The organism is Micromonospora sp. HM5-17 (genome assembly GCF_003762835.1).
In the GTDB taxonomy this organism is placed as follows: Bacteria; Actinomycetota; Actinomycetes; order Mycobacteriales; family Micromonosporaceae; genus Plantactinospora.
The window spans coordinates 294723-320030 of record NZ_RJWA01000001.1; the positions used below are offsets into that span (position 1 = coordinate 294723).

Genomic DNA, 25308 nt, shown 5'->3' on the forward strand with positions numbered 1-25308 from the left:
GGATGTAGGCAGTCGTGCTGGCGGCCGCACAGCGACTGCGGCGCAGCACCGGCTTCGCCGCGGTGATCCGGGGTGGGCGACGCGCCAGTCGTGGCGTGCTCGTGGTCCATCTGGATCTGGCCGGCTCGCCCGCCTCGGACGTGCCCGGTGAGATGACAGCCACACGTGAGCCGGTGTCGGTAACCGGCGCGGAGCAGCATCCCGCGCCGACCCGCGCCGGCTTCGTCGTGTCCAGGGCGGTCGGCGGCGCGGTGGTGCGAAACCGGGTCCGGCGCCGGCTGCGCCACCTCGTCCGGGAGCGGCTGGGCGCGCTGCCTCCGGGCGCCGCCATCGTGGTACGCGCGCTCCCCGGCGCCGCCGACGCGTCGTACGCCCGACTCGGCGCCGACCTCGACGCCGCGATCGCGGCGGCCCTGGCGCCCCGGAAGCCTTCTCGGCGGCCCCGATGATCGGCGGTTCCACCGATACGTCCCGGATGACCCTCGGTGCCCGGGTGCTGGCCGGACCCATCGTCGCGTACCGTCGTTGGATAAGCCCGGCGCTGCCGGCCCGCTGCCGGTTCCACCCGTCGTGCAGTGCCTACGCCCTGGAGGCGGTCGTGCGGCACGGCGCGCTCCGGGGGAGCGGACTGGCGGTCCGACGGCTGCTGCGCTGTCACCCCTTCCACCCCGGTGGATATGACCCGGTGCCCGAGCCGGGCTCACGCCGCCATGCCGATGTGACTGGAGCCTCGAATTGAGTCTGGACTGGATCTACTGGGCGATTTCGTGGATCCTGCTGCTTTGGCACTCCGCCTGGGACGCCATCGGGGTGTCGGAGGGCCAGGTCCTGGGCACGAACTGGACCTGGATCCTGGCGATCATCTTCCTGGTCGTCACGCTCCGGGTGATCCTGTTCCCGATCTTCGTCAAGCAGATCAAGTCGCAGCGGGCGCTGCAGGCGCTCCAGCCGCAGCTGCGGGCCCTGCAGGAGAAGTACAAGGGTGACCGGGAGACGCTCCAGCGGGAGATGATGGAGCTCTACCGGAAGGAGAAGGCCAACCCGCTGATGGGGTGCCTTCCGATCTTCCTCCAGGCTCCGGTCTTCATCGGTCTCTTCCACGTGCTGCGCCGGCTCGACCCGGCCAACGAGGGCAAGACCCGGTACGGCTGGTCCGTCGAGCAGTTCGAGAGCGCGACCCACGCCCGGCTCTTCGACGTGCCGATCGCCGCCAAGTTTGGTTCCAGCGCGGCGGAGCTGGCGCGACTGGACACCAGCGGTGCCTCGGTCAAGATCCTGGCCGGTGTCCTGGTGCTCATCATGCTCACCACGACCTACCTGACCAGCCGCCAGATGATCCTCAAGACCGGTTGGGCCGAGGACCCGCAGCAGCGGATGATCCAGCGGCTGATGCTCTACGGCATTCCGGCCTCGCTGCTGGTCTCCGGCACGATCTTCCCGATCGGCGTGATCATCTACTGGGTGACCAACAACCTCTTCACGCTGGCGCAGCAGCAGTGGGTGCTGCGGAAGTACCCTCCGCCGACGACCGCCAACCGGCTGCCCCGGCCGGGCGAGACCCGTCGTCAGCCGAGCGGCGCGGCCCGTCCTGGCACGTCGACCCGGCAGAAGGAGGCGGCCAAGCCGGCGGGTCGGTTCGGGCGCGCCAAGACCACCGCTGGCCAGCCGCAGAAGCCAGCGGTCGACGGTCGGGCACTGGCTCCCAAGCCCGGTGCCAAGCCGGTCAACCCGAAGAAGGGGCGGCCGGCGAAGCGTCAGGGTTGACGCTGTGGCCGGCCGCCCCGTACCCGGTGTGGCCGGCGCCCGCAGGACTCCGGTCCGTTGCTGCCGCCACCGTCGCTGGCGCCGGCCGGAGCCCGGTGCGCTCCGCGTGACGGGCGGTGCTGCCCGACAGACGTGCCCGTGGCGTCCGGCGATCTTGCGCCGGGCCCCGGGAAACCAGCGGGACCGTGTACGGTCCGGCCGAGAGAGTACGGAGATGAGACCGTGACCGACACCAGTATTCCCCGGGCCGAGCAGCCCTTTGAGGACACCGACCCGGTCGTGGCGGCGCGACCGGCGGAGGAAGCCGAGACCCGTGAGGCCGTCGCGGTGGCCGGGGACAGCGCGGACACCGTCGACGGTCCGGACGACGAAGAACTCGAGAACGAGGAAGCGGAGGCCGACGGGGGTGCCAACGGTGCCCGATCGGCCGCGGCGACCAGCGACGCCGACCTGTTCCGGGAGAGTGAGATCGCCGCGGACTATGTCGAGGGGCTGCTCGACATCCTCGACTACGACGGCGACATCGACGAACTGGTCTCGGGCGGTCGGCCGGTGGTCGAGGTGGTCGGGGGCCGGTTGCAGACGCTGGTGGGCCAGCGGGGCGCCACGCTCGAGGCGCTCCAGGAGCTCACCCGGCTCGCCGTCTTCCGGCAGACCGGGGTGCCGAGCCGGCTGCTGCTCGACATCGGCGGGTACCGCGCGACCCGGCGCAAGGAACTCACCGCGGTGGCGAAGAACGCGGTGGAGAAGGTGAAGCAGCACGGCGAGCCCGTCCGGCTCGAACCCATGTCGGCCTTCGAACGCAAGTGCGTGCACGACGTGGTCAACGCGATCGCCGGGGTCGTGAGCGAGTCTGAGGGCGTCGAGCCGAACCGGCGGGTCGTCGTACGCCCGGTCGACTGAGGATGACCGACCCCACGTCTGGGCCGGACGACGACGCCCGGCCGTCCGGTCCGTCGTCCGGCCCACCGTCGGCGGCGTCGGACACCGTTTCGCCGAACCCGGCCGTTCGGCTTCCGGACGACCTCGCCGAGGCCGCCCGGCGGCTCTTCGGTGACCGGCTCCCGCTCGCGGAGGCGTACGCGGAGTTGCTGGCCGGCCCTGGCGTGGTCCGCGGCCTGATCGGTCCCCGGGAGACCCCGCGGATCTGGGACCGTCACCTGCTGAACTGCGCGGCGGTCGCGGAGTTGATCCCGACGGAGAGCTCGGTGGTGGACGTCGGCTCCGGGGCGGGGCTGCCCGGCATCGTTCTCGCCATCGCCCGCCCCGACCTGTCGGTGACCCTGATCGAGCCGCTGGCTCGGCGGGCCATGTTCCTGACCGAGGCGGTCGACGTGCTCGACCTCGGCGGGGCGGTCACCGTGCTGCGGGCCCGGGCCGAGGAGATCGAGGCGTACCGGCGGCGTGCCGCTCGCGGCGGTACCCGGGGGCGGGCCGTCCGGATGGCCGGGTCCGAGTCGGCCGGGCGGCCGGAGGACGACGGACCGCCCTGGTACGAACTGGCCGATGTGGACAATCTGGCGGAGCTGTCGCTTCCGGCCGAGATCGTCACGGCCCGCGCGGTCGCGCCGCTCGACCGCCTCGCCGCGTGGTGTCTGCCGTTGGTCGCGCCCGGCGGCCGGCTCCTCGCGCTGAAGGGCGCCACCGCGGCGGACGAGGCCGCGGAACATGCCGCGGTGGTACGCCGGCTGGGCGGCTCGGCCCCGGAGGTACGGCGCTGCGGGGTCGGTGTCGTCGATCCACCGACCACCGTCATCGAGGTCGTCCGGGAACGGGCCGTCGCTGGATCGGGGCGGGGCCGGGCGAAGACGACCGCCGGCCGTCGCTCCGCCGGTCGGGCGAGGCGCCGGCCGACACACTAGGCACACCAGGTCGGCAGGCTAGGTCGGTACGCCGCCGGTCTGCCAGGCGGCCACGACCTCGACGTGGCGCATCCCGCCCGACTCCGTGATGTGGCGGAACCAGGCGGCACACTCCGGGATCGAGGCGGCCAGCCGAGCCGCCTCCTCCTCCGCCTCGGCCCGACTGCGCCACAGCACGATGTCCAACCAGCTGCCGTCGTCCTCCCGGGTCAGGTACGCCGCCAGGCAACCGGGAAACCGCCGCCGCAACGCCTCGACCATTGCGGGGCGCTCCGCCAGCAGGCGCGGCGTCGCCTCATCGGAGACCCGGAACCGGGCCAGCTCGATAGTTGGTGCCATGGCCTGGCGGCATAGTCGCCGGGGCTGGGAGTGGGCCGGCGCTGTGGGTGGCCTGCGCCGTGGGTGGGTCGGCTTGTTGGCCTGGGGCGGGCGTGAAGCGGAGTGGGTGTGGGGCGGCCCGACCCGCAACGGGATCAAGCCTGACCGCCCAGAGCGGGTCGGGCCGCCCCACACCTCCCCGTTCCGGGCCTCCGTCGATGGTCGCGCGCCGGTGGCTCTCGGCTGTGCCGACGGGGGTGGACGCGGGCCGTTCCGCAGGCGACGGCGCGTGGAAGTGCGGCGTGGATGCCCTTCCTGCCCTGTCGAGGTCGTCCCTCCTCCGCGCCGTCATCGCTCCAGACCGATGCGGACGTCCGGGTTCGGCGAGAGTGCAGGGACGGACGATCGGGGCGCCACCCGGACGTGCGGATCGACACTCATCCTGCGGACATCCGTGGCTCTTGTCGCCCAACGGCCGTAGGCTGACCGCGCGTCGATAGTGTAGACCGGACAGCGGGCCGCGCCTCGGGCCGTCTGTCTCTCGCCGGATCGAAACGCTACGCCGACAGACGCGGGTACGAGCGCTGACGAGGCCGACACCATCCGAGTTGGCAGGGATGACACGGTGCATGACAACGGTAGGTACGACGAGCCAGAGATGACGGACTCCGGAGGCTACCACTCCGGCGGCGCCGATGTTTCACGTGAAACCGACTACGAGGGTTGGTCTGCCAGCGGTCGCGCCCGGCCACCCGTGCGGATCGACACCCCTCGCCACCCGGCCGAGTACGACCTCACATCGCCCGCACCGAGCCACGGTACGGTCTGGGTCACGCGGCCCGGGACACCCGACCGTGACGGCTCGGCTCGGTCGTCGTACCCGCGACCGGATCAGTCCTACCCCGGCTCGGCTCCGGGGGCAGCCGAGCCGCCGGAACGTGCTCCGGCCGCGGCGGGCCGGCACCACGGTCGGGCGAGCGCTCCGACGATTCCGGGTCAGCCTGGCCCCTCGCCACAGGTCGGCCCAGCACCGCAGCCCGGTCCAAACTACGGTCCGCCCCGTGCCGGTGCCGGGTACGCCCCACCCGCCCCAGACCTCGGTCCCGCGCAGTCGAACCCGGCCGTGCGTCCCGGCCCGGAGTTCGGTCATTCCCATTCCGGGCACCGGGACCAGCCGGCGCCGGCTGCCGACATGGACCGTCCCGAGCCGCGGGGCGCTGGCAGCCCCGGACCCGACACGCCCACCGCGTCCCTCCCCGAGGAAGCCCAGCCCGACGCGTACGTTTCACGTGAAACATCGTCGCGAGATCAGGACGATCCCCCGTTGGCAATGGAGGCACTGCGCGCCGTGCAAATCCTGAACCCGAGTGGCGAGGTCACGATGCCCCGTCCCGACCGGCCGCGGATCATCTGCGTCGCGAACCAGAAGGGAGGCGTCGGCAAGACCACCACGACGGTCAACCTGGCCGTGGCGCTGGCCCTGCACGGCAACCGCGTCCTGGTGGTGGATCTCGACCCGCAGGGCAACGCCTCCACCGGCCTGAACGTGCCGCACCACGCCGGCGTGCCGGACGTCTACGACTGTCTGATCGACAACGTCCCGCTCGCCGAGGTGGCACAGGGGGTCGAGGGGATTCCGGGTCTGTGGTGCGTACCGGCCACGATCGACCTCGCCGGTGCCGAGATCGAGCTCGTCTCGGTGGTGGCGCGGGAATCGCGGCTGGCCCGGGCCATCGCGGCACACCCTGCCGTCTTCGACTACGTCTTCATCGACTGTCCGCCGTCGCTCGGCCTGCTCACCGTCAACGCGCTGGTCGCGGCGCAGGAGGTGCTGATCCCGATTCAGTGCGAGTACTACGCGCTGGAAGGGCTGAACCAGCTGATCAACAACATCAACCTGGTACGGCAGCACCTCAATCCGACGCTCGAGGTCTCGACCATCCTGCTGACCATGTACGACCGGCGGACACGGCTGGCCGACGCGGTGGAGCAGGACGTCCGGAACCACTTCGGTGACAAGGTGCTGCAGGCGGTGATTCCTCGGAATGTCCGGGTGTCGGAGGCGCCAAGCTACGGCCAGTCGGTCATGACCTACGATCCCGGATCGCGGGGCGCCATGAGCTATTTCGAGGCGGCTCGGGAACTCGCGCTGCGTGGAGTCAAGCAGGCCGTTGGCCGTAATGGGTAGCTCGTCGAGTAGATGGCTGGGAGGCGTGGCATGAAGAACCGTCCGCGAGGCGGACTCGGTCGAGGTCTGGGCGCTCTGATTCCGACCGGGCCCGCGCTGGCCGCCGGAGTGGCGACGGCGGAGCCTCCGGTCGGCCTGGCCGAGGCGCCGGCGCCGCTGCCCGGTGGCGCCACCCGGCCGGCCTTGCCACCGGCCGCACGGACCGAGCCGGCCGAGCCGGATCTCGCCCCGGTGCCGGGCGCCCGGTTCGTCGAGATTCCGCTGGAGGCGGTCCAGCCCAACCCCAAGCAGCCCCGCCAGGTCTTCGACGACGAGGCCTTGGAGGAGCTCAAGGTCTCGATCCAGGAGGTCGGCTTCCTACAGCCGATCGTGGTGCGCCAGCTCGCCGAGGACCGGTTCGAACTTGTCATGGGTGAGCGGCGCTGGCGGGCGGCCAAGGCCATCGGGCTGACGTCGATCCCGGCCATCGTCCGGGACACCAGAGACGATGCGATGCTCCGGGACGCCCTGCTCGAGAACATCCACCGGGCGAACCTCAACCCGCTGGAAGAGGCAGCGGCGTACCAGCAGCTGCTGGAGGAGTTCGGCGCCACGCACGAGGAGTTGGCACGCCGGATCGGTCGTAGCCGTTCGCAGATCTCGAACACCATCCGGCTGCTGAACCTGCCGCCCAAGGTCCAGGACCGGGTGGCGGCGGGGGTGCTCTCGGCCGGACACGCCCGGGCGCTGCTCGCGCTCCCGGACTCGGAGTCGCAGGAGGAACTGGCCCGGCGCATCGTGGCGGAAGGGCTCTCGGTACGGGCCACGGAGGAGCTGGTCAAGCTCGCCGAGAGCGCGCCCAAGAAGGCGGGCCCGGCGAAGCGGCGACCCAGGGTGCACGCTCCGGCGCTCGACGATCTTGCCGAGCGGCTCTCTGACCGCTTCGACACCCGGGTCAAGGTCGACATCGGGCGAAACAAGGGCAAGATCACGATCGAGTTCGCCACCGTGGATGACCTGGAGCGGATTGTCGGCATCATTGGCATGTCCGGCCCGGACCTCGACGCCGAGAACTGAGTCTCCGCACTCGCGCCGGTGGCCGCGTGCTCCCGCTGGTCGGTAGCACGCGGCCACCGACGTGTGTGGGCACCTGGGGCGCTTCTTCGGCACCGCCCGCACCGCCGCCAGGGCCGCCGGGCCGGCTGTTCCGCTGACGACGGCTCCGACGCGTGGGTTGACCTGTGCCCCATGCGCCGGGCCAGGTCGCGGTCGGCGAGGTGACGCAGCAGCGTGGGCAGAGCCGCGGGTCGCGGAGGCGAGCTGTGGCAGGGCGTAGCGCCCGACGATCCGGCCCGGGGTGGTCGTCGCAGCTGTCCGCCGGCCGGGCGGCACACCACCACCTCCGGACCCTTAACCATCGGTGGCCTCGGCGGTGGGTGGGCCGGGGCGATCAGCTCCCGGGACCTGCGGGCGGGCCCGGCGGTCCGCTGGCGGGCTGGGTGGCGGAGACCGCGGAATCGTTCGCGGCGGACAGACCCGGCTGGTAGCCCCAGACCGTGCCCCCGGTCTGGCGTCGCCGAGTTGCCCCCGACGACCGTGCCATGGGCCGCCGCCGCGGACGTCCCGGTACGACGGCGGCATGTTTCACGTGAAACCAGGCGGAGCGGATGCCGGACGTGGTCAGGGCGTTGCTGGCGACCGACGCGGTCCGGCCGGCACAGGGTCGCCCGGTACACCGGCTGGGCCGACGCCGGCGCCCGCCCGACGGCGGGCCGGTACCGCCACCTCGGCACCGGCACCCAACCCGGCCCGGAAAGGTCCCTCACCGGTAGCGGTCGACCCTGACCATCGTCGGACTGGGTGGTCCGGCTCGGATAATCCACAGATGTTGTCCACAGGCATCCTCGGTTTCACGTGAAACAGCGCGTCGACGCGGGGAATGACCTGTGGATGACGGGGCGGTCGGGGTACCACGACATCACACCGAACCTGGGCGCCCTGTGATGGGCCGGTGACCGGGTGGGGAGCCGCCGGGTGGTCGACGGTGGGTACCGGTGCCGCCCTCGGCCGGTCGTCGCGAGGGTGCTCTGGGGCCTACCGAAGACGCCCGGGAGTACCGGAAAGCGACAGTCGGGTCAGGTAGGGACAGCAGTCCGAAACTCGGTTAGGGTCAGCGTCGTGCCTCACACCCCTCCCCCTCTACCCGACTTCACGAGGTGGCCTTCGTTCCCGTTCGAAGGCGAGTTCCGGGTCAAGAAACTCGACGATCCGGTGGCGGTCGAGCCGCCCCGCAAGGGCGAAGGCTCCAGTGAATGCCACTCCTGTAGCGCGCCCGACGAGGCGTACATCTGGGTCAGCGAGCGTTGGCGGGTGCGCGCCATGGACCGGCCCACCGGCCTGCCGATGGTGCTGATCCTCGAATCGCGGTCCCATCTCGACCTGGGGGACCTGCCCAACCTGCTCGCCGCCGAGCTGGGCGTCATGACGGTACGGCTCGAACGCGCCATCCGGTCGCTGGACGGCGTCGCCCGGGTGCACGTCAACCGCTGGGGCGACAGCGCCGAACACCTGCACCTGTGGTTTCTGGCCCGCCCGTACGGGCGACTGCAACTGCGGGGCACGTTCCTGCCCCTGTGGGACGACATCCTGCCGCCGATCCCCGAGGCGCAGTGGCGGGAAAACCTTGCCCTGGTCGCCGCGTGGCTCGCCGAGTTCGGCGGTCGCCCGCTGGCGGAACCGCCGCGGATTCAGTGGCAGGCGCCGTCCAGCCTGACGCAGCTGGCCTCCGAATCCCGGGTGGCCGTCGACGGTCCGGAGTCGGCCGAGCCGTCGGCCGATGCGGCCGGCCCGGCGGCCGGGACAGCCGTGGACGGGGCGATTGCGGAGCCGGCGGCGCGGGTGGACGAGCCGGACGACCCGGCGGGCCGGATCGGCTGACCGGCGTGCCGGTGGTCGCCGGCCGGCGACCACCGGCAGCGGGCCTGCATCGGGAGAGGAATTTGACCGTCGGCCGAGACCACGCGCAGGGTGGGCCGCGCCGGCTCCCGCCCCGCCGGCCGCGGGTATCCCGCTCGGACGCCGCAGCCGGCGGGGCGGCGTGTGTGTAGGCCGGCGGCGAAACAGTTGGCCGGGGTGGCGGCCGGCGCGGAAACGCCCAGCCGGACGCGCGACTGTCAGGTCCGGCTTCGGCGGAGGGCGGCGCGACTCGCCAGCGTGCGCAGCAGCTCGCCGAAGTCGAGGCCGGCCGCGCCGACCGCCAGTGGCAGCAACGAGGTCTCGGTCATTCCCGGCGAGACGTTGACCTCCAGGACGTGCGGCTGGCCGTCCTCGTCGACGATCAAATCCACCCGGGAGAGGTCCCGCAGCCCGAGCGCGGTGTGTGCCGCCAGAGCGGTCTCGGCCACCCGGGCGGCGGCCCGGGCCGAGAGTCGGGCCGGCGCGTGCCAGGTCGTCAGGCCGGCGGTGTACCGCGCGGCGTAGTCGTAGACGCCGTTACGGGGAACGATCTCGACCGCGGGGAGCGCCCGTGGGCCCTCGCCCAGGTCGACGACCGACACCGCGACGTCCATGCCGGGCACGTAGCGTTCGACCAGGGCGGTCGAGTCGTACCCGAAGCAGCCGACCATCGCCGCCGGCAGCGCGGACAGCTCGCGGACCACGGCGGCGCCGAGGCCCGAGCCGCCCTGCGCCGGCTTGACCATGAGCGGCAGGCCGAGCCGGTCGACGATCCGGTCCAGCACGGCCGTCGCACCGAGTTCGGAGAAGCGGTCGTGCGGCAGGGCCACCCAGTCGGGGGTCGGGATGCCCGCCTCGCGGAGTACCGCCTTCGCGGACGGCTTGTCCCAGGCCAGCCGGGACGCCCGGGCGTCGCACCCGACGTACGGGATGTCGCAGAGGTCGAGGACGCCGCGCAGCGAGCCGTCCTCCCCGGTCGCCCCGTGCAGGGCGATCACCACCGCGTCCGGCGGATCCTCGGTCAGGATGGGGAGCAACGTGGCGTCGGCGTCCCGGAGTTCCGCCTCCACCCCGACCGACCGCAGCGCGTCGAGCACGCGGCGGCCGGACTTCAGCGAGACCTCCCGCTCGTAGGAGAGGCCGCCGGCCAGCACGAGGACGCGCAGGTCCGCGGTGGCCTCGCGAGGCGGCGGGGCCGGCCAGTCGGCGGCACGGGGCGGTTCGGCTGGGGAGTCTGTACCCATGCCGGAGATCATGCCAAGTCGGGACCTGGCACGTCGGCGCCGGCCTGGCCCCGGCGGCGGACCGGCCCTCGGCCAACGGCGCCGAAGACCTGCCGCATCGCGGCCTCCTGCTCCATCACCATGGCGAGCCGGCGTACCCCCTCACGGATCCGCTCCGGCGCGGGGAACGAGAAGTTGAGTCGCATGTGGCCGGCCCCGGTGCCGTCGGCGTAGAAGCCGGTGCCGGGGACGTAGGCGACCCGGGCGGCGATGGCGCGCGGCACCATCGCCTTGGCGTCGAGGCCGTCCGGAAGCGTCGCCCAGACGAAGAGCCCGCCACCCGGCCGGGTCCAGCTCGTACCGGCCGGCATGTAGTCGGCCAGCGCGTCGAGCAGCGCGTCCCGGCGCTCCCGGTAGATCTCGCGGTAGACCTTGAGCTGCTGCCGCCAGGGCATCGTGGTGAGGTACGTGGTGACGGCGGCCTGGGCGAAGGCGCTGGGGCAGAGGATCTGCGCCTCGGAGGCGATCACCAGCTTGTCCCGCACCGCGTGCGGCGCCAGGATCCAGCCGACCCGCAGCCCCGGCGCGAAGGTCTTGGAGAACGTGCTGAGGTAGAAGACGCCGTCGCGACGGCGGGCCCGCAGCGGCGCCGGCGCCTCACGGTCGAACCAGAGCTGGCCGTACGGGTCGTCCTCGACGACGAGCAGGCCGGCGCGCTCGCAGATGTCGAGGACGCGCTCCCGCCGCTCCTCGGAGAGGGTCACCCCGGCCGGGTTCTGGAACGTCGGGATGGTGTAGAGGAACTTCGCCCGCCGACCGGAGTGGGCGACGTCGGCGATCGCCGCCTCCAGCGCCTCGGGGATCAGCCCGTCGGCGTCCATCGGCACGTGTACCACCTGGGCCTGGGCGCTCTGGAAGACGCCGAGCGCGCCGACGTACGTCGGACCCTCGGCGAGGACGACATCGCCGGGATCGAGGAAGAGCCGGGCGACGAGGTCGAGCGCCTGCTGGCCGCCGACGGTCACCACCACGTCCTCCGGGGAGGCGCCGCAGCCGACGTCGATCCCGGAGAGGGACATCACCTCGCAGATCCGTTCCCGCAGTTCGAGGGTGCCCTGGCCGATGCCGTACTGCAGGGTCGAGGCACCCTGCCGGGCGCCCAGCTCGTTGAGCATCTCGCCGACCGCGTCGAGGGGCAGCGCGGCGATGTAGGGGGCACCACCGGCGAGCGAGACGACTTCGGGCCGACTGGCCACGGCGAAGAGTGCCCGGATCTCCGAGGCCGTCATGCCGCGTACCCGTCGGGCGTAGCGGTCCGTGTAGTCGTCGAGCGTCGTGCCGGTCATGCCCTCTCCTCGCTCGCTCGCTGTTGCCATGGTCAAGAATGTCGGCCCGCCGTCGTCCCGCCCACCTCGGTGACGTCGGCACCGCGATCGCCGGGGATCTCCGGCCCGCCGGACGTCCGGGCTCACCGCCACCGCGATGAACGTTTCCTCGCCGTCCGGGGGTTGGCAGCTCCGCCGGTCGGCACTTGTCGGTCGATCGTAATCCCGCTCACGCAGTCCGGTCCTCACCTCGGCGGATGGTCCACATACCGGACCGGTCGAGGCGCGGGTAGCGGTGTCCGAGCGGGTCGGAAGCCGACCGGTCAGGGAGGACGGAGCCTTCCGGCCGGTCGCCGCCCCGTCCGGGCCGTCCTCTCCCCCGGGAGAAGGCTCCGGGCGTACGATCGCTCGTTGGGGATAGTGACCCGGGGATGGCGATATTTGCGGTCTTTGGACCTCCGAGAGGATTGTGGGGGATACGCCGATGTCGCGACGGCTGGTCAATCTGACCCTCGACACTCTCGAAGACCTGCCCCGGCCCTGTCGCCAGTGCGTGTACTGGGAGTTGGATCCGGTGGCGGCCGAGCGCGCCTGCGCGGCGGGCGATCCGGGCCTGGAGAAGGAGGCATGGGTCTCCCAGACGCTGCTCGAGTGGGGTTCCTGCGGCAAGCTGGTCTACGTCGACGGTATGCCCGCGGGGTTCGTGATGTATGCGCCGCCGGCCTACGTTCCTCGGTCGATGGCGTTCCCGACCTCGCCGGTCTCCGCGGACGCCGCGCTCCTGATGACCGCGCACGTCGTCACCGCCTTCGCCGGGGGCGGGCTGGGTCGGATGCTCGTCCAGGGAGTCGCCCGGGATCTCACGAAGCGCGGGATCAAGGCGATCGAGGCGTTCGGCGACGCGAAGTTCGGTGACGCCGGCGAGGGCAGTGGCCGCTGCGTCGCCCCGGCCGACTATTTCCTCTCGGTCGGCTTCAAGACGGTACGTCCCCATCCGCGCTATCCCCGGCTTCGGCTGGAGTTGCGGACCGCGTTGTCCTGGAAGTCCGACGTCGAGTACGCCCTGGAGAAGCTCCTCGGCTCGATGAGCCCGGAGGGACTGCTCCGCCCGGTCCGCCCCGCCACCCGGTCGGCGACGGCGCCCGTCGGCCCCTCCGCCGTCGGCTGATCCCGGCCTGGTCCGACGGCTGCCGGCTGTCCGGGTGCCGGTTTCGGCGACCCTGGTGCCGTTGCCGGTTCCGCGGTCGTCCGGCGTCGGGGCGCGTTCAGTCGAGCGACCTCGAGCCGGCGGCGACCATCGCCCGCAACTCGCCGACGTCGATCGACCCGGTCGGCACGTCCTGCTCGATCGGGTAGTACATCCGCTGCACCGCGGCGACGATGGCGTCCACCACCCGGTCCCGGAACCGCGGGTCGGTCAGCCGGGCCCGGTCGTCCGGCGAGGTGAGGTAGCCGACGTCGACCCGGACCGCGGGCATCCGGGTCAACCGGAGCAGCTCCCACGACTTCGCGTGGGTACGGCAGTCGCGCAGCCCGGTCCGGGCCACGATCTCCCGTTGCACCAGGCCAGCCAGGCGCTCGCCGACCGTGGAGGTCACCCCGTTCGCGGTCCCGTAGTGGTACGTCGCGACGCCCTCCGCCGCCGGGTTCGCGTGACCGTCGACGTGGAGCGAGATCAACAGGTCTCCGCCGAGCTCGTTCGCCAGTTCGGCGCGGGCCAGGTCGGACAGGGGTGCGGCGGGCGCCGGACCCCGGGTGAGGTGGACCCGGACGCCGACCGCGGCGAACCGACCCTCCAGTCGGGCGGCGAGGTCGTACACGAGTTCCGCCTCGGTCCACTGGTGGCCACCCTCGGTCACCACGAAACCCGGGTCGAAGGGGTCGTGGCCGGGGTCGATCACGATGACCTTGCCGACGAGGTTCGGCCCGGACTGTCGGAACGCGTCCGACTCCCGGAGCCACTGCGGGCGACCGCCGACGACCTTGCGGCCCAGCCGGCGGAGCGCGTTCATGGTCTGTGGTCCGCAGGCGCCGTCCGGCACCAGCCCGACCTCGCGCTGGAACTGGGCCACCGCCCGCGCCGTCCGGGCGCCGTAGACCCCGTCGGCCCGGCCGACGTCGTAGCCCATCTCCAGGAGCCGCTCCTGCAGGGCCCGGACGTCCTCGCCGATGAGCGGGTCGGGAATCGCCTGATAGAGCGTCCGGGCGCCGAGACGCCACCGGGCGGCGTCCAGGGCCCGCCAGGTCTCCGGGCCGACCTGCCCGTCGACGCTCAGCCCCCGGTCCTGCTGGAAGGTCCGCACCGCGTGCTCGGTCTCCGCGTCGAACTCGTCGACGCCCGGCGGGCCCCCGGCTGGCAGCAGGTTCAGACCGACCAACACGGCGCGGATCTCCGTCACCGCGGGTCCGCGATCACCACGTCGGATCGGACGCACGGACGACCTCCTCTGCATGCCTGCGTGTCAGCCACCTGCCCCAAGGACCTGAGTACGAGCGCTTCCGGAGCGTATCGTGGGTTCTCCCCCGCCGCCCGCTGTTGCCCGGTGGCGGGAGGAGTCAAACAACGCGGGGCCAGCCTGCCGCCGGGGTCCGCGCGGCCGTCGGACCGGGCGCCGGGCCAGCCACGGGCCGAACGGGCCGTGCCCGCATCCGCCGGTGACGGATGCGGGCACGGGACGGATCGGGTGACGCCCTACAGCGCCGTCTCGATGAGCTTGACCAGGTCGCTCTTGGGGCGGGCGCCGACGATGGACTGGATCGGCTCACCACCCTTGAAGACGGTGAGGGTCGGCGCCGACATCACCCGGTACGCCCGGGTCGTCTCCGGGTTGTCGTCGATGTTCAGCTTGACGATGCGGACCTTGTCGCCCATCTCGCTGGCGATCTCCTCCAGCAGGATGTCGACCTTGCGGCACGGCGCGCACCACTCCGCCCAGAAGTCGACCAGCACCGGCTTGTCGGACTGCAGCACGTCACTGACGAAGTTCGCGTCGGTGACGACGCTCGTTGCTCCCACGAGACCCTCCTCCGGGTGTGTCAGTCTTCGGTCAACGTCGCGAGGAACCGCTCGGCGTCGAGGGCGGCCGCGCAGCCCGAACCCGCAGCGGTGATCGCCTGTCGGTAGGTGTGGTCGACGAGGTCGCCGGCGGCGAAGACGCCGGGAATGTTGGTCCGGGTGCTCGGCGACTGCACCTTCACGTAGCCGTTCTCGTCCAGGTCGACCTGACCCCGGAAGAGCGTGCTGCGCGGGTCGTGGCCGATCGCCACGAAGACGCCCGCCACCTCCAGCGTCTTGGTCTCACCGGTGTGCACGTTGCGCAGCCGCACCCCGGAGACCTTGCCGTCGGCCCCAAGAATCTCCTCGACCACGCTGTTCCACTCGACCTGGATCTTCTCGTTCGCCAGGGCGCGGTCCGCCATGATCTTGCTGGCGCGGAACTCGTCCCGCCGGTGGACGATCGTGACCTTGCTGGCGAACTTGGTGAGGAAGACGGCCTCCTCCATCGCCGAGTCGCCGCCACCGACCACCACGATCTCCTGGCCGCGGAAGAAGAAGCCGTCACAGGTTGCGCAGGAGGAGACGCCGTGGCCGAGGTACTCCTGCTCACCCGGTACGCCCAGCGGACGCCACGCCGAACCGGTGCTCAGGATCACCGCCTTGGCCCGGTACGCCGTCTCGCCGACGTACACGGTGTGCAGCGCGCCCGAACCCGGCACGCCGGTGTCCACCAGCTCGACCCGGGTGACGTCGTCAGTGACGAACTCGGCACCGAACCGCTCGGCCTGCTTGCGCATCGCGTCCATCAGCTCCGGGCCCATGATGCCGTCCGCGAAGCCCGGGAAGTTCTCGACCTCGGTGGTGGTCATCAGCGCGCCACCCGACTCCACGCCCTCGATGACCAGTGGCGCGAGATTGGCGCGGGCAGCGTAGATCGCCGCGGTGTAGCCGGCCGGCCCTGAGCCGATGATGATCAGGTTGCGGACCTCGTCCACTGCCGTCTCCCGATGTGTCTCTGCGCCCCCAGCGCGCTGCGCCGACGGCGGTCCGAGTGCCGGCCGCCGACGGCGAACCGACATCTGCAAGCCAGAACGTCATCGTACGAACCGGGGATTCCCGAGCCGGTCATCCGGTGGGTCATGTCACTGCCCCGTCGAAACGGCCGCTGAGGCGTTGTTTCACCCTACCCGGGTCTGATAGGTGACGTCCGCGCCCGTGGGCGACGTACCGCAACCCGGCCCGGTCGCCCAGGCCCAGCGGGTACCCGTGGAGTCGGCGAAGACGACGACCAGCGCGGCCCTGCCCTCGAACGACGCGAAGTCGACCAGCTCGACCGTGATCGGCCCTCGGCCGTGCGCCGCCGCGATCGCCTCCAGGCACCGGGCGAGGACGGCCGGGTCGGCGAGCCGCTCCAGCCCGGGTACCCGCTGTGGTGCGACGCCCGGGGAGGCGGTCTCCGGCAGGTCGGGGCCGCCGGTACGGTGTCGGTCCGGCTGCCCGGCCGGACCGGCGGTCACCCGCTCGTCGGTGACCCGGGTTTCGGACGGGTCCTGCGGTGCGGTCGGAGCGCGGCTGGTGAGGGTGGTGACGGTGCCGGCCAGGGTTCGGGGGGTGTAGTCGGTGCCGGTGGCCAGCACCCGCTCCACGGGGGGCCGCGGCACCGGGCGGGGCGACCCGGAGTCGAGGAGCGGGGCCTGCTCGGGGGCGCTGCCGGCGGTGTACGCCGAGCCGCCGGCCTGGTCCGCGGCGTCATCCGCGCCGAAGCGGCTCACCGCGAACGCGCCGAAGCCGGCCACCACGGTGGCGACCAGGACCGGACCGGCGACCCGACGCGCCCAGCGTCGCCGCCGGCCGGGACCCCGGGAGGTGGAGGCCGGGGCGGTCCGGGGCTGGGTCGGTACGCCGGTGGGCGGACGTCCGGGGCGGCGCGGGGCCCTGGGCGTCTCCCGTTCCGCGCTCTCGTCCGGCCCGGCGGAACTCGGGCCGGCGGCACCGGTCAGGGCCGGCCGGGTCAGGGCCGCGTCGAGTCGGTCGACCACCGCGGGCGGCATCGGTTCCGACTTCGCCGCCAGCGCCGCCAGATCGCGCCGGACGGCGTCGACGCCAGCCGTCAACGCCGCGTACGCCTCCGCCCAGGCCGGGTCCTCGGCGATCAGCCGGGCGACCTCGGCCTCGTCCGGGCCGTCCAGCGCGCCGCCGACATAGTCGGCCAGCAGGTCGAAGTCGACCTCCCTGAACTGGCCGCCGGTCACGATTCCTCCTGCTCCTGGCCGGGTGAGGGCCGCCGGTCGGGTCCCACCGGCCGCTGTTCGGCCCCGGACCGGGCCGACCGGTCGGGTCCCGACCGGGTTGACGTAGGTCGGACGTCTGAGCCGAAGCCGCGGTTCCCCCTGGTGGCCGACGGCATGCCGACCCCGGGGCCGGTATGCGGGGCGGTGCCGCCACTGGCCGCCCGAGCCGCTGCCTCCTCCTCGTCCGCCGCGCCGGTGCGCGGCTCGGGGGCGCGCAGGTGGCCGAGGAGAACGGCGAGCCGGGCCCGCCCCCGCGCGCACCGGCTCTTCACCGTGCCCTCCGCCACACCGAGGATCTCGGCGACCTCGGCGACCGGATAGCCCTGGAGGTCCACCAGGACGAGAGCGGCCCGCTGCTCGACGGGGAGCGCGGCGAGCGCCTGCCGGACGACGAGCGCGGTGTCGTGGTCGACGGCCGGCGCGGCCGGCTCGAGGCCGCCGACCCAGCGCCCGCTCTCGTCCGGCCCGGAGCTGTCGGGCAACGGCACGGTCGGATGCGACTGTCGGCGGCGGATCCGGTCGAGGCAGGCGTTCACCACGATCCGGTGTAGCCAGGTGGTGACGGCCGCATCGCCGCGGAACCGCGCCGCCGCCCGGTGTGCGGAGAGCAGCGCGTCCTGGAGGGCGTCCGCCGCCTCCTCCCGATCGCCGAGGGTGCGGAGCGCGACGGCCCAGAGGCGGTCCCGGTGGCGGTGGAAGAGAGCCGCGAAGGCGCCCGGGTCGCCGTCCGCGTGGGCCCGCAGCAGCGCGACGTCGCTCGGCTCGGACCCGGCGACCTCCTCACCGTCCGGCTCCGGGCCGACAGACGTGGGTTCGGGAACGGCGTGCGGGTCCGGCGAGGTGGGCCGGGGAACGGCCGCGCCGGCCGGCTCCGGCTGCTCCGCGGGTCCGGCGTCGTCGCCGGCCGACCGGACCGGCTCTGCGCCCGGCCACGGACCGGTGGCCGACGAGCGGGTCTGGCCGGCCGCGTCCGAACTCCGTGCGCCGGTCATGGCCGCACGATACCGACTGTCGTCTCCACCGGGGCGTCCGGTCGCTCACCGAGCCTGGACCGTGATCTCCTGAACGCCGATCTTGTAGCGGTACGGCTCGCTCTGGGGCAGGGAGGTGATCCAGAGCAGGAGGTACTGGTACTTCTGGCCCGGGACGAAGTCGCTGAAGGTGATGGTGGAGCCGTCAGCCTTCTCGAACGGGTTCCCGATCCGCTGGTACGTGTCGACCAGCTGCCGGTCGCCGGAACTGGTCGACGGGTAGTCCCGGGTGCCCCACCGCAGCTCGGCGGAGAAGCCGGGAGCGGAGAACTCCGCCTTGACGCTGGTGACCTCCCTCGGCTCGCCGAGGTTGATCAGGATCCCCATGCCGTCCTTGAGGTTTCCGAAGGTCGACCGGTTGTAGCTGTCGGTCTCCCAACCGTCGTTGGGGTCGCCGTTGACCACCTTCTCGACGCCGTCCAGCTCGGTCCGGTCGCCCTCGGGGTCGATCACCCGGAGCTGGTCGGCCCGGAGGTCGAGCTTGACCGGCTTGCTGAGCGGCGGGTCGGGCTCGCCCGCGGCGCCCGCCTGGGCCGGCACCGTGGCGGAAGGGGTCGGTGCCGCCTCGGGACCGGCGGGGTCGTTGGAGAGCACGTTGATCCCGACCAGGAGCCCGATGAGCGCGACCGCCAGCAGGGCGGCCACCCCGATCAGGGTCTTCCGGCCACCGGTGGTCGGGATGTCGGGAGTGTTGTCGGCGGTGGTGAACCGGAGCGGACCGCTGTCGAGGTACTGCTCCTCCGCGGCGGCGTCCAGCCGGCCGAGTTCGGCGGCGAGGACGTCGGCGGAGGGGACCGTGAGCTGGGGGTCCAGCAGGTCCATGATCAGGTCGTCGAGGTACGTGGGGATGCCGGCCCGAACCTGCCGGGGCGCGGCGAGCGCTCCGCTGGCGTCCCGGACCGCGTCCGGGACGGCGGCGCGGGCATGCCGGTCGGCGGTGCCGCCGAGGGTCGCCTCGACGTGCGGCCAGTGCCCGGTCAGCGCGTAGTAGAGGATGCCGCCGACGGCCCGTACGTCGGTTTCGGGGCTCTCCGCGCCGTCGGTACGGGCGTCGGCCAGGACGACCCGCCCGTCATCGGCGATCATCACGGTGCCGGGGTGCAGGTTGCCGTGGACCATCCCGGTGGCGTGGATCGCGGCGATCGCCCCGGCGACGGCGTGGGCGACGGCGGTGGCCCGGGCCGGGTCGAGGACGCCCTCCGCGACCACCTCGCGCAGCGACCGGCCGTCGACCCACTCGCGGACGACGTAGGCGCGCTCCTCTTCGTCGATCGCGTCGTAGACGCCGACGAGGTTGGGGTGGATGACGCGGCTTGCCGCCACGGCGGCCTGGAGCATCTCCTTTGCGGACTCGCCACCGGGGTAGCGCAGCACGACGGCGACAGGTCGGCGTAGCACGACGTCGACACCGCGCCAGACCTGACGGCCGGCGCTGTCGTCGTTGATGTGTTCGGCAAGCTCGTACCGCTCGGCCAGGATCTCACCGGCGGCGGGGGCACCGAAGGTCATCACCGGCGGAGTGACCTCGTCCGCCTCCTGACCTTCGCCGACCTGGGTCACCCGTCCTCCCTCGGTGATCGTGTCGATCGCTGGACCCGTGCTGCTGGGCATCTGGCTTCCGTTCCGCCTTTGCAGGGACCCGGGCGGCCACCGGCTCTTCTAGCCTAGGCGCTCGCCGCATCCGTCGAGAGCGACCTTACCTGGGTCTGACTGATCCCCGACACGTCATCTTGGGCCATAGGCCACCAGCTGCCGCAGATGTCGGGAAGAGCACCTGAACAACCGCTCTCATCCGGCTGGACGACATGGGCATTTAGCAATCTAAAGGTGATTTTTATGTCATTTCGGGGTAGGTCAATCTGTCTTCGACCTCCGCGGCCCGCGATCGTGTCGCCCGGACCGCCGTACCGGGCCTCTTCCCGCCCGGGCCGGAAGTATGCCACCCGCGAGTCAATTGAGGACAGCCGCCCTGACGATCGGTCAGTTGATCCTGACTGGGAGTTATCCACAGCATTCCACCTGGGCTTCGTCCTCAGGCGACCCGGTTATCCACAGCGATATCCCCAGCCGCGTCGGAGTTGGGGATAGCCGACTCAGCGGCCGAGCCGGCGCCGGACCATGTCGACGACGTCGGTGATCTCCCGGATCCCCAGCACCAGGGCGAGCCCGAGGTACGTCCCGCCGATCGCCGCACCGCCGAGGGCCACCTCGACGAAGCCGAGCCAGCGGCTCGACAACGCCTCGCCGGGGAGGAGCACCACGACGAGCAGCCCGACGAGTGTCGCGCCGAGGGCCGCGACCAGGACCCGGCCGAGGGTGCTGGCGATCGTGCCGAACCCGAGGCGGCCGATCCGGGACCGGAGCAGCGAGGCCGAGATCACCGCCGCGGCCACGTACGACACTCCGTTGCCGATCATCATCCCGGAGGCGAGGAACGACAACGGGAGTACGGCGAAGACGAGCACCTGGACGACGATCCGCAGCACGACGACCGGAATGTTGATCAGAGCGGGGGTCCGGGTGTCCGGCAGCGCCCAGAACGCGAAGGTGAAGACCTGGCTGATCGCGAACGGCACCAGCGCCAGCGCGGCGACCAGCAGCACCGGGGAGATGGCGCCGGCGTCGCCCGCGCCGGCTCCGTAGTTGAAGAGGACCACCGCGATCGGTTCGGCGAGTACGGCGTAGCAGACGGCGATCGGGGCGAGCACGGCCGCGACGGTCCGGACGGTCCGGGAGAGGTCCGCCGCCATGTCGGCGAACCGGCCGTCGGCCGCGGCGGCGCTCATCCGGGGCATCAGCGCGGTGATGATCGAGACCGCGATGATGCCGTGCGCCATCATCAGCAGCAGGAAGACGTTGTTGTAGATCGCCGGCCCCGCGGAGTCGTGCCCCACCTGGTTGAGCAGGTTGAACAGGACGATCAGGCCGAGCGAGTTGACCGCGACGTAGCAGAACATCCAGGCGCCGAGCCGGCCCAGCTCGCGGAGCCCGAGCTCCCGGAAGTCGAAGCGTGGCCGCCAGCGGAACCCGACCCGGCGCAACGCCGGTAGCAGGCCGGCGACCTGGACCACGATGCCGAGCAGGGTGCCGCCGCCGAGCAGCAGGATCTGGCCCCGGCTCATCTCGCCCGGTTCGATGACCTTTGCGCCGTAGATGGCGATGTAGAGCGCGCAGGCGGCGATGATCACCAGGTTGTTGAGGATCGGCGCCCACATCGGCGCCGCGAAGTGGCCCCGGGTGTTCAGCACCGCGGCGATCAGCGCGCTGAGGCCGGAGAAGAAGATGATCGGCAGCAGCAGCCGGGAGAGGTCGGTGACGAGCTCCTGGTAGTCCTCGCCGCGCCCGCCGGCGTAGATCTCACTCAGCACCCCGGCCAGGAGGATGGCCAGCACCGACGCGATGCCGAGAGCGAGCCCGGCCAGGGTGAGCAGACGCTGGGCGTACGCCTGGCCGCCGTCGGGGTCGAGCTTGCGGCGCCGGACCAGCACCGGCACCACCACGCTGGTCAGAACCCCGCCGAGCAGGAATTCGTAGACCATCTGCGGGATGATCAGAGCCGTGGCGTACGCGTCGTTGACGGCGAAGTTGCCGAGTGCGGCGACGACCATCAACGTACGGAGGAAACCGGTGCCCCGGCTGACCAGACTGCCGATCGCCATGATCGCGCTGTTGCTGGCCGCGCTGCCCTCCGCCGTCTCCGGCGGCGGGTTGGTGCTCTCGATGATCGGGCTGGTCGAGATCAGCGTGGCACCGTCCCGGGGCGGTGGAACCCCGTCGGGCATGGCGTTCGCGCTGCGGTACAGCCCGCCTGCCATGTCAGCCTCCCAGGGGGTATGGCGGGCAGGGTACCCGCCAGCACTCCTGGAGACCTTAGTCAACCGGGACCGGGGCTGCCGAAGCGTGTCGTCGCCGAGCGGTGTGCCCGCCGCCGGCAGGTGCAGGTCGGCCCGCTAGGCTGGCGATTCCATGTCCGACGCATCCGTTCCGCAGGCAGCCCGTTCCGCGCCGTCCGCCAGCCGGTCGGCCGGTTCCCCGTCCGCCTCCTCGCCCGCCGGTTCCCGGGCGAGGTCGGCCGGTGCGTCCGGCGGCCGGAAGGCGGCAGCGCCGGGCCGCGACGCCGCGGCCGTGGGCCGGGGAGCGGGGGCCTCGGGCCGGGGTGGCGCGGCGCCGGGCCGCGGGTCGGCCGCGAGCCGGCTGAGCGCCGCGCAACGCAACGCCGTGGCCGAACTGCTCCGGGTCTCGCCGGTCGCCGACGAACTCGGGCGCCGGTTCGCCCGCGCCGGCCACGAGCTGCACCTGGTCGGTGGCTCGGTCCGGGACGCGCTGCTCGGCCGGCTCGGCGAGGACCTCGACTTCGCCACCGACGCGCATCCCGACCAGACGCTGCGGCTGCTCAAGGGCTGGGCGGAGGCGACCTGGGAGACCGGCCGCGAGTTCGGCACCATCGGGGCCCAGCGCGGCGGACTCCGGCTGGAGATCACGACGTTCCGCGCCGAGTCGTACGACCACGTGAGCCGTAACCCCGTCGTCGAGTACGGCACGAGCCTCGTCGACGACCTGCGGCGCCGCGACTTCACGGTGAACGCGATGGCGGTCAGCCTCCCCGGGCACGAGTTCACCGACCCGTACGGCGGACTCGACGACCTCGCCGAGCGGGTGATCCGAACCCCCGGTACCCCGGCCGAGTCCTTCGGCGATGATCCGCTGCGGATGCTCCGGGCCGCCCGGTTCGCGGCGCAGCTGGGGTTCACCGTCCACCCGGCGGTGAAGGACGCGATGCGGGAGATGGCCGCGGACCTGGACCGGATCACCGCCGAGCGGATCCGCGACGAGTTCACCAAGCTGCTCTGCGGCGCCGATCCGGTGACCGGGCTGCGCCTGCTGGTCGAGACCGGGCTGGCCGACCGGTTCCTGCCGGAACTCTCCGGCCTGCGGCTGGAGATCGACGAGCACGCGCAGCACAAGGACGTCTACGAGCACACCCTGACCGTGGTGAACAACGCGATCCGGTTGGAGGGGGACTCCGGCTGCGACTTCGTGCTCCGGATGGCCGCGCTGATGCACGACGTCGGCAAGCCGGCGACCAAGGCGGTCGGGCCGGACGGCCGGGTCAGCTTCCACCACCACGAGGTGGTCGGCGCCCGGCTGACCAAGCAGCGGATGAAGGCGCTGCGCTACCCCAAGGACGTGATCAGCCAGGTCACCACGCTGGTCGGGCTGCACCTGCGGTTCTACGGGTACGGCCGGGGCGAGTGGACCGACTCCGCGGTACGCCGCTACGTCACCGACGCGGGCGACCTGCTGCCCCGGCTGCACAAGCTCACCCGCTCCGACTGCACGACCCGCAATCGGCGGAAGGCGGCGCAGCTCGCCGCCGACTACGACGCGTTGGAGGCCCGGATCGCCCGCCTGCAGGCGGAGGAGGACCTGGCCCGGGTCCGGCCCGACCTCGACGGCAACGCGATCATGGAGTTGCTCGGCATACCGCCGGGCCCGATCGTCGGCCGCGCCTGGCGGCACCTGAAGGAGCTGCGGCTGGAGCGGGGGCCGCTGAGCCGGGAGGAGGCCGAGGCGGAGCTGCTGCGCTGGGCCCGCGAACAGGGCGTCATCGACGGCTGACCGGCGCTGCGGCGCCGCGGCCCGGCCGCCCCGGCACGACGATGGCGCGGCAGAGCATGCGGCGGCGCGGGCATGCCGGTCGGCGGTGCCGCCCGCGCGGCCCACGGCGAGGGCTCCGGCACGACGACGGCCCGACACCGCAACCGGTGCCGGGCCGCACGAGGTGCAGTCAGCTCTGCTCGATCGTGGCTGTCGTCGTACCGCTGTTCGCCGGCGCACCCCCGGTTTGACCTCCGCCGGCGCGGAGGGCGCCGAGTCGGGCGAGCAACGCGGCCAGGTCCACACCGGTCAGGTCGCTGCCGAGTTGCAGTCCCTGGGCCACGTTGGCCGCGACCGACTTGGTCAGCGAGGTGGCGCCGTCGGTGGAGATGACCGTCAGCTTGTCGATCGCGCGCATCGGGGCGCTCGCCGCCTCCACCACCTGCGGCAGGACCTTGAGCAGCAGGTCGAGCACGGCCGCCTCGCCGTACGCCGCGAACGCCTCGGCCTTGAGGGCCATCGCCTCGGCCTCGGCCCGGCCCTTGGCCAGGATCGCCGCGGCCTCCGCCTGCCCCTCCCGCTCGATCGCCTCCGCGATCGCGGTACGCCGGCGCTGCTCCGCCTCGCCCTCCTTGGCACCCTCGATCGCGTTCGCCTCGGCGAGCGCCGCCCGGCGGGCCCGCTCGCCCTCACCCATCAGGCGGGCCTGCTCGGCGGCGGCCTGGGCGGCGGCGATGGTGGCCTGCCGCTCGGCGTCGGCGCGGAGCACCGCCGCGTTGCGCGCCGCCTCGGCCTCCTGCTCCACCTTGTACCGGGCCGCGTCGGCCGGCTTGCGGACCTCGGTGTCGAGCTGCCGCTGCTTGAGCTCGGCGTTCCGCTCGGCGACCTTCTGCTGCTCGGAGAGGATCGCCTGGTCCCGCTCGGCCTGGGCCAGCGGGCCGGCGGCGGCCGACCTCGCCTTTGCGGCGTCGATCTCGGCCTGGATCGCGGCCTGCTTCAGGGCGAGATTCCGGTTCGCCTCGGCGATCGCCTCCTCGGCGAGCAGCCGCTCCTGCTCCGCCGCCTGCCGGGCGCGGGCCTCGGCGATCGCCGCGTCCTTGAGCACCCGGGCCGCCTCCGGCCGGCCGAGGTCCTGAAGGTACGACCCCTCGGCCAGGATGTCCTGGAGCTGGAAGGTGTCGAGCACCAGGCCCTGGTTGGTCATCGAGTGCTCGGCCTCCTCGGCGACCGCGCTGGCGAAGGCCGCGCGGTCCCGGATGATCTCCTCGATGGTGAGCCGGCCGACGATCGAGCGCAGCGCACCAGCCAGCACCTCACGGGTGAAGGACTCGATCTCGTCCTGCTGGTGCAGGAAGCGCTGCGCCGCCGCCCGGATCGCGTCCTCGGTCCCACCGACCTTGACGATCGCGACGCCGTGCAGCTCGGTCCGGATCCCCTGCTTGCTCACCGCGCCCTTGATGCTGACGTCGATCCGCCGGCTGGAGAGGTCGATGGACTGGAGCTTCTGCACCACCGGCAGGACGAAGACCGAGGCGCCGAGGACGACCTTCTGCCCCGACATGTCCGTCACCCGGGTGCCGTCGGCGCTCCGCGTCGTACGTCCCTTGCGGCCGGTCACGATGAACGCCTCGTTCGGCCCGGCGACCTTGATCCGGGAGAGCACGAAGAGGATGAGAATGAAGGCGAGCAGTACCGCTCCGCCGATGGCGGCGAAAATCATCAGGGCACCGTCCGTTCCGAGATGAGGGTCAGCAGCCGGGTGGGGTGGCAACGGAT

19 protein-coding genes and 2 pseudogenes are annotated in these 25308 nt (G+C 72.4%); 10 read left to right on the forward strand and 11 right to left on the reverse strand.

The annotated features are described in order from the left end of the window. Positions 1–14 precede the first annotated feature (14 nt). The 5 genes from rnpA (at position 15) to EF879_RS01400 (ending at position 3626) form a co-directional block, all read left to right on the forward strand. The gene (rnpA, locus tag EF879_RS01380) at positions 15–449 is read left to right on the forward strand and encodes a ribonuclease P protein component (RefSeq protein WP_123553852.1); all 435 of its coding nucleotides are present in this window, start codon (positions 15–17) and stop codon (positions 447–449) included. 26 nt (positions 450–475) lie between these two features. Beyond that, positions 476–739 (forward strand): membrane protein insertion efficiency factor YidD, encoded by a 264-nt coding sequence (gene yidD, locus EF879_RS01385; protein ID WP_233604160.1) that lies wholly within the window; start codon positions 476–478, stop codon positions 737–739. Then, positions 736–1764 carry a membrane protein insertase YidC gene (gene yidC, locus EF879_RS01390; RefSeq protein ID WP_123553856.1) on the forward strand — a complete coding sequence of 343 codons (1029 nt, stop codon included), beginning with the start codon at positions 736–738 and terminating at the stop codon, positions 1762–1764. The genes yidD and yidC overlap by 4 nt, the downstream gene beginning before the upstream one ends. Positions 1765–2091: 327 nt before the next feature. After that, on the forward strand, positions 2092–2667 hold the full coding sequence (locus EF879_RS01395) for a protein jag (protein WP_370375446.1): 576 nt from the start codon (positions 2092–2094) through the stop codon (positions 2665–2667). A gap of 2 nt (positions 2668–2669) precedes the next feature. After that, positions 2670–3626, forward strand: a complete 957-nt coding sequence (locus EF879_RS01400) for a 16S rRNA (guanine(527)-N(7))-methyltransferase RsmG (protein WP_123553859.1) — start codon at positions 2670–2672, stop codon at positions 3624–3626. Positions 3627–3644: 18 nt separating this feature from the next. Here EF879_RS01400 and EF879_RS01405 read toward each other — a convergent pair whose 3' ends face one another. Next, positions 3645–3965, reverse strand: coding sequence for an antibiotic biosynthesis monooxygenase (locus EF879_RS01405; RefSeq protein ID WP_123553861.1), 321 nt, complete (start codon positions 3963–3965; stop codon positions 3645–3647). Between the two features lie 1133 nt (positions 3966–5098). Between EF879_RS01405 and EF879_RS01410 the strand changes: the two are divergent. The 3 genes and pseudogenes from EF879_RS01410 (at position 5099) to EF879_RS01420 (ending at position 9218) form a co-directional block, all read left to right on the forward strand. Beyond that, positions 5099–6132: pseudogene (locus tag EF879_RS01410) on the forward strand (ParA family protein). 30 nt (positions 6133–6162) lie between these two features. After that, entirely contained in the window at positions 6163–7188 is a 1026-nt protein-coding gene (locus EF879_RS01415) for a ParB/RepB/Spo0J family partition protein (RefSeq protein WP_123553863.1), read from the forward strand. A 1101-nt stretch (positions 7189–8289) separates the two neighbouring features. Next, positions 8290–9218, forward strand: a pseudogene (locus EF879_RS01420) (hypothetical protein). A 66-nt stretch (positions 9219–9284) separates the two neighbouring features. Here EF879_RS01420 and EF879_RS01425 read toward each other — a convergent pair. Both EF879_RS01425 and EF879_RS01430 read right to left on the reverse strand, forming a co-directional pair. Continuing rightward, entirely contained in the window at positions 9285–10310 is a 1026-nt protein-coding gene (locus tag EF879_RS01425) for a D-alanine--D-alanine ligase (protein WP_123555212.1), read from the reverse strand. Positions 10311–10318: 8 nt separating this feature from the next. Continuing rightward, the gene (locus EF879_RS01430) at positions 10319–11635 is read right to left on the reverse strand and encodes a PLP-dependent aminotransferase family protein (protein WP_123553865.1); all 1317 of its coding nucleotides are present in this window, start codon (positions 11633–11635) and stop codon (positions 10319–10321) included. Positions 11636–12098: 463 nt separating this feature from the next. Here EF879_RS01430 and EF879_RS01435 point away from each other — a divergent pair, with 463 nt between their 5' ends. Then, positions 12099–12782 (forward strand): GNAT family N-acetyltransferase, encoded by a 684-nt coding sequence (locus EF879_RS01435; RefSeq protein ID WP_123553867.1) that lies wholly within the window; start codon positions 12099–12101, stop codon positions 12780–12782. A 97-nt stretch (positions 12783–12879) separates the two neighbouring features. On the opposite strand, the gene EF879_RS01440 is transcribed toward EF879_RS01435, so the two are convergent. The 7 genes from EF879_RS01440 to murJ form a co-directional block, all read right to left on the reverse strand. Continuing rightward, complete coding sequence (locus EF879_RS01440) at positions 12880–14049, reverse strand: N-acetylmuramoyl-L-alanine amidase (protein WP_123553869.1); 1170 nt, start codon at positions 14047–14049, stop codon at positions 12880–12882. A gap of 257 nt (positions 14050–14306) precedes the next feature. Further along, entirely contained in the window at positions 14307–14630 is a 324-nt protein-coding gene (trxA, locus tag EF879_RS01445) for a thioredoxin (RefSeq protein WP_123553871.1), read from the reverse strand. A gap of 20 nt (positions 14631–14650) precedes the next feature. Beyond that, positions 14651–15607 carry a thioredoxin-disulfide reductase gene (gene trxB, locus EF879_RS01450; protein ID WP_123553873.1) on the reverse strand — a complete coding sequence of 319 codons (957 nt, stop codon included), beginning with the start codon at positions 15605–15607 and terminating at the stop codon, positions 14651–14653. A gap of 183 nt (positions 15608–15790) precedes the next feature. Further along, positions 15791–16864: an anti-sigma factor gene (locus EF879_RS01455; RefSeq protein WP_123553875.1), complete on the reverse strand. Its 1074-nt coding sequence runs from the start codon at positions 16862–16864 to the stop codon at positions 15791–15793. Further along, complete coding sequence (gene sigM, locus EF879_RS01460) at positions 16861–17649, reverse strand: RNA polymerase sigma factor SigM (protein ID WP_123555214.1); 789 nt, start codon at positions 17647–17649, stop codon at positions 16861–16863. The genes EF879_RS01455 and sigM overlap by 4 nt, the downstream gene beginning before the upstream one ends. A gap of 291 nt (positions 17650–17940) precedes the next feature. Continuing rightward, positions 17941–19545, reverse strand: coding sequence for a protein kinase family protein (locus tag EF879_RS01465; protein ID WP_123553877.1), 1605 nt, complete (start codon positions 19543–19545; stop codon positions 17941–17943). A gap of 482 nt (positions 19546–20027) precedes the next feature. Continuing rightward, positions 20028–21749: a murein biosynthesis integral membrane protein MurJ gene (gene murJ / locus EF879_RS01470; RefSeq protein ID WP_123553879.1), complete on the reverse strand. Its 1722-nt coding sequence runs from the start codon at positions 21747–21749 to the stop codon at positions 20028–20030. Positions 21750–22128: 379 nt separating this feature from the next. Here murJ and EF879_RS01475 point away from each other — a divergent pair, with 379 nt between their 5' ends. Beyond that, on the forward strand, positions 22129–23553 hold the full coding sequence (locus tag EF879_RS01475; protein ID WP_233604229.1) for a CCA tRNA nucleotidyltransferase: 1425 nt from the start codon (positions 22129–22131) through the stop codon (positions 23551–23553). Positions 23554–23722: 169 nt separating this feature from the next. Here EF879_RS01475 and EF879_RS01480 read toward each other — a convergent pair whose 3' ends face one another. Then, the gene (locus EF879_RS01480) at positions 23723–25252 is read right to left on the reverse strand and encodes a flotillin family protein (protein WP_123553883.1); all 1530 of its coding nucleotides are present in this window, start codon (positions 25250–25252) and stop codon (positions 23723–23725) included. Positions 25253–25308 lie beyond the last annotated feature (56 nt).